This window comes from Pseudomonas sp. CP-1, assembly GCF_021213715.1.
GTDB classification, from domain to species: domain Bacteria; phylum Pseudomonadota; class Gammaproteobacteria; order Pseudomonadales; family Pseudomonadaceae; genus Pseudomonas; species Pseudomonas aeruginosa.
The window spans coordinates 1-14,144 of record NZ_JAJQKY010000027.1 but is presented as its reverse complement, the minus strand read 5'-3'; the positions used below and the strand labels follow the sequence as shown (position 1 = coordinate 14,144).

The following is a 14,144-nucleotide window of genomic DNA, read 5'->3' as shown; positions in this document are numbered from 1 at the left end:
AGCGTTGTCGCGCGGCCCGTGGGCCGCGTGTTTTTTCCGGGACAGCATGCAACGCGCTGTCCGCCGACAGCCCGCGATAACGGCGGATAATCGCGAAGCGGTTATTCGCCCTACGACGCCCGGGAAGCCGGCCAGGCATTCTTGAAAAACGACGCAACCGCCGGTTATTCGCTAGACCAGGAACAAGGACATATCCATGCGAACCCTCACCACCCTCCTCGGCAACAGCCAGAAACTCGACGGCGGCGCCATGTTCGGCAATGCCCCGCGCGCGCTCTGGTCACGCTGGATGCAGCCCGATGCGGAGAACCGCATCGACCTCGGCTGCCGCGCCCTGCTGGTGCGCGACGGCGAGCGCAACGTACTGGTGGAGACCGGCATCGGCGCGTTCTTCCCGCCCGCCCTGCGCCAGCGCTACGGCGTCCAGGAAGAGCGCCACGTACTGCTCGACAGCCTCGCCGCGGTCGGCCTGGACGACGCCGACATCGACGTGGTGCTGCTCACCCACCTGCACTTCGACCACGCCGGCGGCCTGCTCGCCGCCTGGGAAGAAGGCCAGCCGGCGCGCCTGCTGTTCCCCAACGCGCATTTCGTCAGCGGCCGCCGCCACTGGCAGCGCGCTCGCCAGCCGCACCCGCGCGACCGCGCCTCGTTCGTGCCGGAACTGCTCGACCTGCTGCAGGCCAGCGGACGCCTGGAGCTGCTCGACGACGGCGAGCGCTCGGCGCATCTGGGCGAGGGCTGGCGTTTCCATTTCAGCGAAGGCCATACCCCGGGCCAGATGCTCCCGGAGATCGCCATGCCCGACGGCCCGGTGGTATTCAGCGGCGACCTGATCCCCGGCGCACCCTGGGTACACCTACCGCTGACCATGGGCTACGACCGCTTCCCGGAAGGCCTGATCGAGGAAAAGGAACGCCTGCTGGACAGCCTCATCGCCCGCAACGGCCGACTGGTCTTCACCCATGATCCGTGCGTCGCCATGGGCCGGGTGCGACGCGACGAACAGGAGCGCTACAGCCTCTACGACACCCTCGAGCGGGTCGAGAACCTCGAGGCCTGAGCGAAAGGCGCGGCCCGCCCCGGCGGCGGGCCGCGGGAATCAGGAACGCGCCTTGCGCGCGCCCTTGCAGCGCTCGATGCCGAGCCGGCAGATCCGCTCGCAGAGTTCGGCGAAACCGATCCCGGCCGCCGCCGCGGCCTGCGGCAGCAGGCTGGTGGCGGTCATGCCCGGCAGGGTATTGACCTCCAGGCACCAGAGCCGGCCCTGTTCGTCGAGGCGGAAGTCGGTGCGGCTGTAGCCGCTCAGCTTCAGCGCCCGGTGTACCTTCAGCGCCAGACGCTGGGCCTCGGCGGCGATCGCCGGCGGCAGGTCGGCAGGAAACACCTCGCGCACCGCGCCGGCCTGGTACTTGTGTTCGTAGTCGAAGACTTCCTGGCCACCGAGGAGAATCTCGCCCACCGGCAGCGCCTGGTCGTCGAGCACCCCGACGGTAACCTCGCGGCCGGCGACGAAGCGCTCCAGCATCACCTCGTCGCCATAGCGCCCGGCCAGCTCGATGGCCGGCTGCAATTCGGCCTGGGAATGCACGATGGACAGCCCCACGGTGGAGCCCTGGCTGTTCGGCTTGACCACCAGGGGGAAGCCCAGTTGCTCGCGCACCGCCTCTTCCGAGGCCGGCGCCATCAGCCAACTGGCGGTCTCCACCCCGGCGGCGAGGAACAGGCGCTTGGCCACGTCCTTGTCCATCGCCATGGCGCTGGCCAGGTGGCCGCTGCCGGTATAGGCGAAACCGCCGGCATCCAGCAGCGCCTGCAGGGTGCCGTCCTCGCCGGTGCCGCCGTGCAGGGCGAGGAAGAACACGTCGACCCCAGCCAGTTCGCCGGCGCTCAGCAGGCTCTGCTTGCCGCTGCGGATGATCGCCAGCGAGTCGGAGTCCGGCGGGACCTCCTTGACCTTGCTCGCCAGCAGGCGGCGCTCTTCCTCCGCGCCGAGCAGGCCGCTGGCGGTATCCACCGCCAGCACCTGGTGGCCGGCGCTGCGCAACGCCTGGATCACCTGCGCGCCGCTGGCGATGGAGACGTCCCGTTCCTCACTGCTGCCGCCGAAGAGAACGGCGACCTTCAACTTGTCCTGTCCCATGTTCCACCTGTCGTTCCAGTGCTGGAGGCAGAAAAGCACAACACAGGGGTAACTGAACAGAGACAGTCATCGTCGCGCGCAGCGAACGGCCTCCCTCAGCCGCGCAGTTCCTCGACCAGCGTGCGCAGCAGTTCGGCGGCCGGCAGCTCCCGCGCCAGCGCCGCGCCCTGGCCGGCCCACTGGGCGGCGAAATCATGGTTGCCGCGAGCCAGAGCGGCGGTCTGCAACGCTTTGGTCGCGTCGTAGACGAACGGATAGTCCGGCAAGGGCGGCACTCCAGGCGCGGCGGCATCGAAGAACATCCGGTTGGGCAGGCCGCGGGCGCTGCGCCCGGACATGGTCACGGTCAGCGCGGTGCGCGCCGCGCGCGGCCCCTTCAGCGCCTCGCGGTAGGCGGCGTTGGCCGAGGACTCCGGACAGAGGACGAAGGCGGTGCCCATCTGCACGGCGCTCGCGCCCAGCTCCAGGGCGGCGCGGATGCCCCGTCCGTCCATGATCCCGCCGGCAGCGACCACCGGTAGCGAACCGCGCGCCGCCAGCAGGCGGACCAGCGCCAGGGTGCCGATGGCGGCGTCGCCGCGCTCCGGCTCGAACACCCCGCGATGGCCACCGGCCTCGATGCCCTGGGCGACCACCGCATCGGCGCCGGCGGCCTCCACCAGAGCCGCTTCCTCCGGCGTGGTGGCACTGACCAGTACGCGGATGCCCGCCGCCTGCAACGCGCGAACCTGGTCGCGGGGCGGCGCGCCGAAATGGAAGCTGACCGCCGCCGGCCGCTCTTCCAGCAGCATCGGCAGCAGGGTCGAGTCTTCGAGGAAGCTCAGGTAGATGTTGTTCAGGCGCGCCGGCGGCTCGGCGCCGAACTCGGCGAACAGCGGCTTCAGGTAGTCCAGCCAGGCGCGCTCGCGGGCCGGGTCGGCCTGACCCGGGCGGTGGCAGAACAGATTGACGTTGAACGGCTTGTCGGTCAGCCCGCGCACCTCGCGGATCAGCGCCCGGCCCTTCTCGGCGGCACTACCGGTAATGGCGATCGAACCGAGCCCGCCGGCGTTGGATACGGCGGCGGCCAGCGCCGGCGTGGAGACGCCGAGCATGGGTGCCTGGACGATCGGCTGCTGGATGCCGAGCAGGCGCGTGAAGCGGTCAGTCATGGCGATTCCCTCTCCCGGTCGGACGACACCGCGTCGGCCAACGCTTGACCAATATATCTTCATAAAAGAATATTTTTAACAAATCATTCTCATAAAGAGATAAATCGATGGACCTTTCCTCCCTCGAAATCTTCCGCGCGGTCGCCCACGAAGCCAGCGTCACCCGCGCCGCTCAGCAGTTGCAGCGAGCGCAGTCGAACGTCACCACGCGGATCCGCCAGCTCGAGGAGGACCTGGGCGTCGAACTGTTCCTGCGCGACGGCAAGCGCATGAGCCTGACCGAACGCGGCAGCGAATTCCTCGCCTATGCCGAGCAGTTGCTGGCTCTCGCCGACGAGGCGCGCCAGTCGATGCATCCCGCCGAGCCCGGCGGGCGCCTGCGCCTGGGCAGCATGGAAAGCACCGCGGCCAGCCGCCTGCCGGCGCTGCTGGCGAGCTATCACAAGGCCTGTCCACGGGTCGCCCTGGAAGTCTCCACCGGCACCAGTCGCGCGTTGTTCGATGGGGTGCGGGCGCGGCGCCTGGACTGCGCGCTGGTGGCCGCCGGCCCGGGCTGGGCCGGCGAACTCGATGGCAGCGGCCTGCGCGGCGAGCCGCTGTTCCGCGAGGAACTGCTGATGATCCTGCCGGCCGAACACCCGCCGGTCCACGACGTCGCCGAGGTGCGCCTGCGCACCCTGGCCGGCTTCGCCCGTGGCTGCACCTACCGGCAACTGGCCGAGGACAGCCTGGGCACGCCGCTGACGGTGCAGGAAGTCGGCTCCTACCATGCGATCCTCGCCTGCGTCGCCGCCGGCGCCTGTGTCGGCGTGCTGCCGCGCTCGGTGCTGCAACTGCTCGGCACACCGCCGCTGCGCAGCCTGCCCCTTGCCGAAGTAGACACCTGGCTGGTCTGGCGCGAAGGCTACGCGACCGCCGCCTTCGAACGCTGGCGCGGCCTGCTGGGCCAGGCCGGCGACTGAGCGGCCAGGGGCGAACCCAACGGCCTGGCTCCGGTCCAACCCCGAGCCATCAGAACAATAGCGAGCCAAGGAGTTGCCCATGAGAAGACTGCCCACCCTCTGCCTGCTGGCCCTCGCGCCGCTCACCGGCATGGCGCCCCAGGCCCAGGCCGCCAGCCTCTACAACCTGCTGGTGGGGACCTATACCGAAGGCTCCAGCGAGGGCATCCAGGTATACCGCTTCGACGGCGCCGACGGCTCGGTGAAAGGCCCGCTGCGCGTGGCCCATACCAGCAACCCCTCGTACCTGACTTTCGCCCCGGACCAACGCACTCTGTTCGTGGTCAACGAGAACGGACGGGGCGGCAAGGGCGACACCGTCGGTCGCGCCACGTCCTACCGTTTCGATCCGATCAGCGGCCGCCTGCAACAGATCAGCCAGGTCCAGACCCTCGGCGATCATCCGACCTACAGCAGCCTCAGCCACGACGGTCGCTACCTGTTCGTCGCCAACTACTCGGTACAGCCGGAAGGCTCGGTGGCGGTACTGCCGGTGCGCGCGGACGGCTCGCTGGCGCCGGTGGTGCAGGTGGAGTCGCACCAGGCCAGCAAGGTGCATCCGCGCCAGGTTTCCGGTCATGTGCACTCGGTGGTGTCCTCGCCCGACGGCCAGTACCTGTTCGCCCCCGACCTCGGCGCCGACAAGGTATTCGTCTACCGCTACGCCCCGGAACAGGCCGAACGTCCGCTGCAGGCGGCCGATCCGGCATTCGTCCCGACCCCGCCCGGCAGCGGCCCGCGCCATCTGATCTTCAGCGCCGACGGGCGTTTCGCCTACCTGACCCTGGAACTGAGCGGCCAGGTGATGGTGTTCGCCCATGAGGGCAATGGCCGCCTGCGTCAGTTGCAGACCCACGACCTGGCGCCTGCCGGCTTCCAGGGCAAGGTCGGCGCCGGCGCCCTGCACCTGTCCGCCGACGGCCGCTTCCTCGGCGTGCTCAATCGCGGCGACGACAACCAACTGGTGACCTTCGCCGTCGACCCGGCCAGCGGCCAGTTGCGTTTCGTCGAACGGCGCTCGGTGGAAGGCACCGAGCCGCGCGAATTCGCTTTCTCGCCCGGCGGGCGCTTCGTCCTCGTGGCCAACCAGAACAGCGACCAGTTGCGGGTGTTCGCCCGCGATCCGCAGAGCGGCCAGGTGGGCAAGACTCTGCAAAGCGTCGAGGTGGGGTCACCGAGCGATCTGCGCTTCGTGGCGGTGCCGTGACCTTGCGCTCGGCCATCCGCCGATACGCCGCTGGGCCGGCGGATCGGCGCTAAGCGGTCATCCGCACTACGGAGCCAGAGCCGAAGCCCGCCCTGGCTCCGAGGCCCACAGGCATGGAGCTTCCGCCCACATACGGCAAGTCCTGTAGGGCGGATAACGCCAGGGGCGTTATCCGCCGCTGTCCCGAAGAACCGGCGGATAACCGCAAGCGGTTATTCGCCCTACGGAACCAGGATCCGCCACGTAGAGGTTTGCCATGCTTGCCCTCCAGACGATGGGGTAGCTAACTCGCCCCGGCAGGAGGTCGAATCGTCGCGCAGCGGGTCGAGCGACAGTGATGCCGCGAAGGCGTCTCGCTCCAGGGGGAACCGTCGCGACGGGTTGCCCGCAAGCTACACCCAGCCCCTCCCCCAATAGTCCCCGCGACCAATCGTCAGCCCCTCATCCCACCGTCCCGCGGCACCAACGAATCCACCTGTAATCCACGCCCAGCAAGGCCTACAGCGCTAATCACAGACGCCCTTGACCTCAACTTAACTTGAGGTTTTATAGTCCCCGCTGCGGTCATACCGCCCCGTTTCCCCAGGACCACGAACCGCCCCCACGGCCGCTTCGCGGCGCCGGATGGCGACCAGCACAAGGAACGACCCATGCAGCGCTTCATCGATAACTCGCTCGAAAGCAACTGGCTCTGGCTGACCGCCCGGATCTGCCTGGCCCTGATGTTCGTCGCCTCGGGACTGGCGAAGCTGTTCGACTATCAGGCCAGCCTGGAGGAAATGCGCGCCGCCGGCCTGGAGCCGGCCTGGCTGTTCAACATCGCCACCGCCGTGACCCTGCTGGCCGGCTCCGCGCTGGTCCTGCTGGACCGCAAGCTATGGCTCGGCGCCGGGGCGCTGGCGGTGTTCCTGCTGCTGACCATCCTCATCGTCCACACCTTCTGGAGCAAGACCGGCGTCGAAGCCAAGCTGGCGATGTTCTTCGCCCTCGAGCACATCGCGGTGATCGGCGGCCTGATCGCCACGGCCATCGCCAGCGCGCAACGCCAGCGGCTGCGCCAGGACGTCTCCGTGGCCGCCACCTACCAGAAGGCCTGAGGCGATCATGCAGAAACCCGTCCTGATCGCCAGTGCCGCGCTCATCTGCGCGGCGGTTATCGGCATCGCCGTCTACGCCACCGGCTCGGCGAAGAAAGACGCCGGCGGTTTCGCCGGCTACCCGCCGGTGAAGGTCGCCCTCGCCTCGGTGGAGCGGCGGGTGGTGCCGCGCGTCTTCGATGGCGTCGGCGAGCTGGAGGCCGGTCGCCAGGTCCAGGTGGCCGCCGAAGCGGCAGGACGGATCACCCGCATCGCCTTCGAATCGGGCCAGCAGGTGCAGCAAGGGCAGTTGCTGGTGCAACTCAACGACGCGGTGGAACAGGCCGAGCTGATCCGTCTCAAGGCGCAGTTGCGCAATGCCGAGATCCTCCATGCCCGTGCGCGCAAGCTGGTAGAGCGCAACGTCGCCTCGCAGGAACAGCTGGACAACGCCGTCGCCGCCCGCGACATGGCGCTCGGCGCGGTGCGCCAGACCCAGGCGCTGATCGACCAGAAGGCGATCCGCGCGCCCTTCTCCGGCCAGCTCGGCATCCGCCGCGTGCACCTCGGCCAGTACCTCGGCGTCGCCGAGCCGGTGGCCAGCCTGGTGGATGCGCGGACCCTGAAAAGCAATTTCTCCCTGGACGAAAGCACCAGCCCCGAGCTGAAGCTCGGCCAGCCCCTCGAGGTCCTGGTCGACGCCTATCCGGGGCGCAGCTTCCCGGCGCGCATCAGCGCCATCGACCCGCTGATCGGCAAGTCGCGCACGGTGCAGGTCCAGGCCTTGCTGGACAACCCCGAAGGCCTGCTCGCCGCCGGCATGTTCGCCAGCATCCGGGTCTCGCGCAAAGCCGACGCGCCGTCGCTGAGCGTGCCGGAAACCGCGGTCACCTATACCGCCTACGGCGACACCGTGTTCGTCGCCCACCAGGAAGGCGACCGGCCGCTCAGCGCCAAGCGCGTCTCGGTGCGGATCGGCGAGCGCTGGGACGGTCGCGTGGAAATCCTCCAGGGCCTCGCCGAGGGCGACCGGGTAGTGACTTCCGGGCAGATCAACCTGAGCGACGGGATGGCCGTGGAACCGGTCAAGGAAGACACCCTGAGCAGCGCCGCGCCCCCCGTGCCGGTCGCCGGCCGCTGAAGGAACCCCGCGATGACCTTTACCGACCTGTTCGTCCGCCGGCCGGTGCTGGCGCTGGTGGTCAGCACGCTGATCCTGCTGCTCGGCCTGTTCTCCCTGGGCAAGCTGCCGATCCGCCAGTACCCGCTGCTGGAAAGCTCGACCATCACCGTCACCACCGAGTACCCCGGCGCCTCCGCCGATCTCATGCAGGGCTTCGTCACCCAGCCGATCGCCCAGGCGGTGTCGTCGGTGGAGGGCATCGACTACCTTTCCTCGACCTCGGTGCAGGGGCGTAGCGTGGTGACCATCCGCATGCTGCTCAACCGCGATTCGACCCAGGCGATGACCGAGACCATGGCCAAGGTCAACTCGGTGCGCTACAAGCTGCCCGAGCGTGCCTACGACTCGGTGATCGAACGCTCTTCCGGCGAGACCACCGCGGTAGCCTACGTCGGCTTTTCCAGCAAGACCCTGCCGATCCCGGCGTTGACCGACTACCTGTCGCGGGTGGTCGAGCCGATGTTCTCTTCCATCGACGGCGTGGCCAAGGTCCAGACCTTTGGCGGCCAGCGCCTGGCCATGCGCCTCTGGCTCGACGCCGACCGCCTCGCCGGGCGCGGCCTGACCGCCTCCGACGTGGCCGAGGCGATCCGCCGCAACAACTACCAGGCGGCGCCGGGGATGGTGAAGGGGCAGTACGTGCTGTCCAACGTGCGGGTCAACACCGACCTGACCAACGTCGACGACTTCCGCGAGATGGTCATCCGCAACGATGGCAACGGCCTGGTGCGCCTGCGCGACGTCGGTACCGTCGAACTGGGCGCCGCGGCCACCGAGACCAGCGCACTGATGGACGGCGACCCGGCGGTGCACCTGGGGTTGTTCCCGACGCCCACCGGCAACCCGCTGGTGATCGTCGACGGCATCCGCAAGCTGCTGCCGGAGATCCAGAAGACCCTGCCGCCGGATGTCCGCGTCGACCTCGCCTACGAGACTTCGCGCTTCATCCAGGCCTCCATCGACGAGGTGGTGCGGACCCTGGTGGAAGCGCTGCTGATCGTGGTGCTGGTGATCTACCTCTGCCTCGGCTCGCTGCGCAGCGTGCTGATCCCGGTGGCGACCATTCCCCTGTCGATGCTCGGCGCCGCCGCGCTGATGCTGGCCTTCGGCTTCAGCGTCAACCTGCTGACCCTGCTGGCGATGGTGCTGGCCATCGGGCTGGTGGTGGACGACGCCATCGTGGTGGTGGAGAACGTCCACCGCCACATCGAGGAAGGCAAGTCGCCGGTGGCGGCGGCGCTGATCGGCGCCCGCGAAGTGGCCGGCCCGGTGATCGCCATGACCATCACCCTGGCCGCCGTGTACACCCCCATCGGCCTGATGGGCGGCCTCACCGGCGCGCTGTTCCGCGAGTTCGCCCTGACCCTGGCGGGCGCGGTGATCGTGTCCGGGGTGGTGGCGCTGACCCTGTCGCCGGTGATGAGTTCGCTGCTGCTCCAGGCACACCAGAACGAGGGGCGCATGGGCCGCGCCGCCGAGTGGTTCTTCGGCGGCCTGACGCGGCGCTACGGGCAGGTCCTGGAGTTCTCCCTGGGCCACCGCTGGCTGACCGGCGGCCTGGCATTGCTGGTGTGCATCAGTCTGCCGCTGCTGTATTCGATGCCCAAACGCGAACTGGCGCCGACCGAGGACCAGGCCGCGGTGCTCACCGCGATCAAGGCGCCGCAGCACGCCAACCTCGACTACGTCGAACTGTTCGCGCGCAAGCTCGACCAGGTCTACACCAGCATCCCGGAAACCGTGAGCACCTGGATCATCAACGGCACCGACGGACCGGCGGCGAGCTTCGGCGGGATCAACCTGGCGGCCTGGGAAAAACGCGAGCGCGACGCCTCGGCGATCCAGTCCGAGCTGCAAGGCAAGGTCGGCGACGTCGAGGGCAGCAGCATCTTCGCCTTCCAGTTGGCCGCCCTGCCCGGCTCCACCGGCGGCCTGCCGGTGCAGATGGTGCTGCGCAGCCCGCAGGACTATCCGGTGCTCTACCGGACCATGGAAGAGATCAAGCAGAAGGCCCGACAGAGCGGGCTGTTCGTGGTGGTCGACAGCGACCTCGACTACAACAACCCGGTGGTCCAGGTCCGCATCGACCGCGCCAAGGCCAACAGCCTGGGCATCCGCATGCAGGACATCGGCGAGTCGCTGGCGGTGCTGGTGGGCGAGAACTACGTCAACCGCTTCGGCATGGAAGGCCGCTCCTACGACGTGATCCCGCAGAGCTTGCGCGACCAGCGTTTCACTCCGCAAGCGCTGGCACGACAGTTCGTGCGCACCCAGGACGGCAACCTGGTGCCGCTGTCGACGGTGGTCCGGGTGGAGCTTCAGGTCGAACCGAACAAGCTGATCCAGTTCGACCAGCAGAACGCCGCGACCCTCCAGGCGATCCCCGCGCCCGGCGTCTCCATGGGCCAGGCGGTGGCCTTCCTCGACGACGTGGCGCGCGGCCTGCCGGCCGGCTTCAGCCACGACTGGCAATCCGACTCGCGGCAATACACCCAGGAAGGCAACACCCTGGTGTTCGCCTTCCTCGCCGCCCTGGTGGTGATCTACCTGGTGCTCGCCGCGCAGTACGAGAGCCTGGCCGACCCGCTGATCATCCTGATCACCGTGCCGCTGTCGATCTGCGGCGCGCTGCTGCCGCTGGCGCTGGGCTACGCGACGATGAACATCTATACGCAGATCGGCCTGGTCACCCTGATCGGCCTGATCAGCAAGCACGGCATCCTCATGGTCGAGTTCGCCAACGAACTGCAACTCCACGAGCGCCTCGACCGCCGCGCGGCGATCCTGCGCGCCGCGCAGATCCGCCTGCGGCCGGTGCTGATGACCACCGCGGCAATGGTCTTCGGCCTGGTGCCGCTGCTCTTCGCCAGCGGCGCCGGCGCCGCCAGCCGCTTCGGCCTGGGCGTGGTGATCGTCTCCGGGATGCTGGTCGGCACCCTCTTCACCCTGTTCGTGCTGCCCACCGTCTATACTCTGCTGGCGCGCAACCACGCGGAAGTCGACAAGAGCCCGCGCAGCCGGCAACTGGCCGAGGCCGATCTGCTGGTGAACAAGGCATGAAGCGCTCCTACCCGAACCTTTCGCGCCTGGCGCTGGCCCTGGCGGTCGGCACCGGCCTGGCCGCCTGCAGCGTCGGCCCCGACTACCAGCGTCCGCAGTCGCCGCCGCCACGCGTCGCCAGCGAGCACCTCGGCGAGTTCTCCGGCGAGCGGCGGGAAGCGCCCTGGTGGAGCTTCTTCGACGATCCGCAACTGGTGCGCCTGGTCGACCAGGCGCTGGCGCGCAACCACGACATCCGCGAGGCCCGCGCCAACCTGCGCAGCGCCCGCGCGCTGTTCGACGACCGCTGGCTCGACCAGTTGCCGCAGGTCACCAGCCAGGCCGGCTACAGCCGCAGCATCGAACAACAGCTGGACTACGACGGCGAGCCGCGCCGGCGCCTGGCGGAGAGCTACCGCGCCGGCTTCGACGCGCAGTGGGAAATCGACCTGTTCGGCCGCCTCGGCCGACTTTCCGACGCCGCCCTGGCCCGCGCCGAAGCGGCCGACGCCGACCTCCGGCTGGTACGCCTGAGCATCGCCGCCGACACCGCCCGCGCCTACTTCGAGATCCAGGGCTACCAGCGCCGGCTGGACGTGGCGCGCGCCCAGGTGCGCAGTTGGCGCGACACCCTGGAGCTGACCCGCAGCAGCCTGCAACTGGGCAGCGGCCTGCCGGAGGACGTGGAGAACGCCCAGGCCAACCTGCTGCGCAGCGAAGCGGCGATTCCGCCACTGACGACCGCGCTGGAGAGCGCCCGCTATCGCCTCGACGTGCTGCGCGGCGAGGCACCCGGCAGCGGCGCGCCGATCCTCGACGGCAGCGGCGCCGCGCCATTGGCGAAGAACCTGCCGCTGGGCGACGTCGACCGCCTGATCCTCCAGCGCCCCGACGTAGTCAGCGCCGAGCGGCAACTGGCAGCGAGCACCGAAGACGTCGGCGCGGCCACCGCCGAACTCTATCCGCGCCTCGACCTGGGCGGCTTCATCGGTTTCTTCGCCCTGCGCAGCGGCGACCTCGGCAGCGCCTCGCGCGCCTTCGAACTGGCGCCCAGCGTCAGTTGGCCGGCGTTCCGCCTGGGCAACGTGCGGGCCCGCCTGCGCGCCGTCGAGGCGCAGTCCGACGCCGCGCTGGCGCGCTACCAGCGCTCCCTGCTGCTGGCCCAGGAGGACGTCGGCAACGCGCTCAACCAACTGGCCGAACACCAGCGTCGGCTGGTCGCCCTGTTCCAGTCCGCGACCCATGGCGCGAACGCCCTGGAGATCGCCAACGAACGCTACCGCGCCGGCGCCGGCAGCTACCTGGCGGTGCTGGAGAACCAGCGCGCGCTGTACCAGATCCGCGAGGAACTGGCGCAGGCGGAGACCGCCTCGTTCGTCAACGTCATCGCCCTCTACAAGGCGCTCGGCTGGGGCAGCAGCGACCTGGCGCCGGGCGCCGGCCAACTGGCCGCCGGCGAAACCGCCGGGGCCAACCGTTGAGAGTTCCGATTCAGGCCCTGGCAGCGACGATCATGCGGGTTTCCATCGGCAGGTCGACGATCCGCTCCACCGCGAAGCCGCCGCGCCCGAGCAGGTCGACCACCTCCTCGGTGGTGCGGTGGCGGCCAGCGCAGGCCATGAACAGGTGCACGTCCCAGAGCACCGACATCGGCGACGGCTCGCTGGCCGAGATGGTCCGCTCGATCACCACCACCCGGCCGTCGCCGGCCATCGCCTCGCGGCAATTGCCGAGCAACCTCAGGCTGGCGGCTTCGTCCAGATCGCCGATGATCCGCGACAGCAGGTAGATATCGCCGTTGGACGGCACCTCTTGCAGCATGTCGCCGCCCACCAGGCTGACGCGCTCCCCTGCCAACAGGCTGGAGAGGTTGTCGCGGGCCACGCCGAGGGAACCCTCGCGGTCGAGCATCACGCCCCGGGCGCTGGGCTCGGCCTGCAGGATGGCCTTGGTCAATTCGCCGGAACCGCCACCGACGTCGACGAAGCTACGCCCGCGGAAATCCAGGAGCCTGGGGATCTCATGGAAGGCCAGGTTGCTTGCCTTCATCGCCAGCAGGAAGCGCCGGCCGGCATCCGGGCAGCGCTTCAGGTAGCTGTAGAAGTCTTCGCCGAACGCCAGCTCGAAGCCTGGGGTACCGCTGAGCAGCGCCTCGCAGGCGGGCGTCCAGGCGGCGTGGAACTCCTCGCCGTAGAACAGCACCATGTCGCGGAAGGAGCCCTCGACATCCCTCAGCAGGTGGCTGGTGGGGGTATTGGCGTAGCCGTCGCGGGTATCGCCCTGGAAGATCTCGAAGGCCACCAGCAGGCGCATCAGTCGATGGATGCGCTCGGCATCGGAACCGACCGCGGCGGCCAGCGTCTCGTCGCTGTCGATCCCGCTCTCGATCAGATCGGCCAGCCCGAGGCGCGTAGCGACGTAGACGCAACGGGACTTCCATTCCCCGGTAACAACTTGTATCAAATTACGCGCAGCAGCAAGATTCGAATTATTCATCTTTTATTCTCTCTCGTTACACATTTCCGTAACCCGAGAAGTACCCAAGCGCTCTATTTCGCACTTCTTGCCCGCTCGGCGAGAAATACCGCAGAACACCCCGGTTCATTCGGAACTTTGAGAAAAATGCGCTCATCCCCCGGATCAGCGCTGCCTGGATCTCGTTGCGGAAACAACCCTGGAACTTTCCAACTGCCTGTTCCAGAGCCTTTTCCTGCGTACCGAAAGAATAAAATTACAACTTGGCTACAACCTCCGGCATTGCAGGAAGCATCAGCTTAGCAATCCCGCATACCCTGTCTGGCACCTACCAGATCTTGTAGTTGAGCCGGTACGAGCGTTCTGTGTTTTATGCAATCCACATCAGCGACCAGGGATGCTGGCTATTTGAAACACTTCACGGAATGACGCTGAAAGTCTTCGCGACCTCGTCTGTCGCATCTTAACGAAAGCATTGCGAATCCATTACCGTCAGGTTTCCAAAAGAAACCCGGGATGAAACTCCTATTGCCTTTCGAAAACTGGAAACGACAGGCGAACATATGTAACGCGAAATTTCACCCTACGTATGAACAATGCGCCCAGCGAATATCGCTCCCTTACCGAGCGACGAACTCCTGCGCGCCAGCGAATAACCGATGCCGCGAGGGAAAAGTTTCTCCGGCATACCTGGAGAGCCCTCTCGGAGGCGGCGCATGAACGGTCAGCGGTACAGGGAAACACCCCTCGACATCGAGCGTCTGCGGCGCCTGAATCGCGCCACGGTGGAGCGCTACATGGCCATGAAGGGGGCCGAACGGTTACAGCGGCACAGCCTGTTCGTCGAGGACGGCTGCGCCGGCAACTGG

Annotated in this window: 10 protein-coding genes and 1 pseudogene; 8 read left to right on the top strand and 3 right to left on the bottom strand. The window is 68.1% G+C overall.

Annotation, left to right across the window (positions count from 1 at the left end; all coding sequences use genetic code 11):
• Nucleotides 1-196 precede the first annotated feature (196 nt).
• Entirely contained in the window at nucleotides 197-1,063 is an 867-nt protein-coding gene (locus LT948_RS30350; protein ID WP_003093600.1) for an MBL fold metallo-hydrolase, read from the top strand.
• Nucleotides 1,064-1,102: 39 nt separating this feature from the next.
• On the opposite strand, the gene LT948_RS30345 is transcribed toward LT948_RS30350, so the two are convergent.
• Together LT948_RS30345 and nmoA are read right to left on the bottom strand one after the other, a co-directional pair.
• The gene (locus LT948_RS30345) at nucleotides 1,103-2,143 is read right to left on the bottom strand and encodes a D-alanine--D-alanine ligase (RefSeq protein WP_003093601.1); all 1,041 of its coding nucleotides are present in this window, start codon (nucleotides 2,141-2,143) and stop codon (nucleotides 1,103-1,105) included.
• Between the two features lie 95 nt (nucleotides 2,144-2,238).
• Entirely contained in the window at nucleotides 2,239-3,294 is a 1,056-nt protein-coding gene (gene nmoA, locus LT948_RS30340; RefSeq protein WP_033995811.1) for a nitronate monooxygenase, read from the bottom strand.
• A gap of 107 nt (nucleotides 3,295-3,401) precedes the next feature.
• Between nmoA and nmoR the strand changes: the two genes are divergently transcribed.
• The 6 genes from nmoR (at nucleotide 3,402) to opmD (ending at nucleotide 12,281) form a co-directional block, all read left to right on the top strand.
• Nucleotides 3,402-4,256 (top strand): LysR family transcriptional regulator NmoR, encoded by an 855-nt coding sequence (gene nmoR / locus LT948_RS30335; RefSeq protein ID WP_003093603.1) that lies wholly within the window; start codon nucleotides 3,402-3,404, stop codon nucleotides 4,254-4,256.
• 79 nt (nucleotides 4,257-4,335) lie between these two features.
• A complete protein-coding gene (gene ppgL, locus LT948_RS30330) occupies nucleotides 4,336-5,502 on the top strand; it encodes a gluconolactonase PpgL (protein WP_031685331.1) in 1,167 nt (388 codons plus the stop codon).
• A 650-nt stretch (nucleotides 5,503-6,152) separates the two neighbouring features.
• Nucleotides 6,153-6,599 carry a multidrug efflux RND transporter inhibitory subunit MexG gene (mexG, locus tag LT948_RS30325; RefSeq protein WP_003093607.1) on the top strand — a complete coding sequence of 149 codons (447 nt, stop codon included), beginning with the start codon at nucleotides 6,153-6,155 and terminating at the stop codon, nucleotides 6,597-6,599.
• A 7-nt stretch (nucleotides 6,600-6,606) separates the two neighbouring features.
• A complete protein-coding gene (gene mexH / locus LT948_RS30320; RefSeq protein ID WP_003093609.1) occupies nucleotides 6,607-7,719 on the top strand; it encodes a multidrug efflux RND transporter periplasmic adaptor MexH in 1,113 nt (370 codons plus the stop codon).
• 12 nt (nucleotides 7,720-7,731) lie between these two features.
• Complete coding sequence (gene mexI, locus LT948_RS30315) at nucleotides 7,732-10,821, top strand: multidrug efflux RND transporter permease MexI (protein WP_003093610.1); 3,090 nt, start codon at nucleotides 7,732-7,734, stop codon at nucleotides 10,819-10,821.
• The gene (opmD, locus tag LT948_RS30310; protein WP_033996266.1) at nucleotides 10,818-12,281 is read left to right on the top strand and encodes a multidrug efflux transporter outer membrane subunit OpmD; all 1,464 of its coding nucleotides are present in this window, start codon (nucleotides 10,818-10,820) and stop codon (nucleotides 12,279-12,281) included. Before mexI ends, opmD begins: the two co-directional genes overlap by 4 nt.
• Nucleotides 12,282-12,291: 10 nt before the next feature.
• Here opmD and phzM read toward each other — a convergent pair whose 3' ends face one another.
• Nucleotides 12,292-13,296 (bottom strand): phenazine-1-carboxylate N-methyltransferase PhzM, encoded by a 1,005-nt coding sequence (gene phzM / locus LT948_RS30305; protein WP_003093617.1) that lies wholly within the window; start codon nucleotides 13,294-13,296, stop codon nucleotides 12,292-12,294.
• A gap of 695 nt (nucleotides 13,297-13,991) precedes the next feature.
• On the opposite strand from phzM, the pseudogene phzA reads away from it, so the two are divergent.
• Nucleotides 13,992-14,144: pseudogene (gene phzA / locus LT948_RS30300) on the top strand (phenazine biosynthesis protein PhzA); the annotation flags it as partial.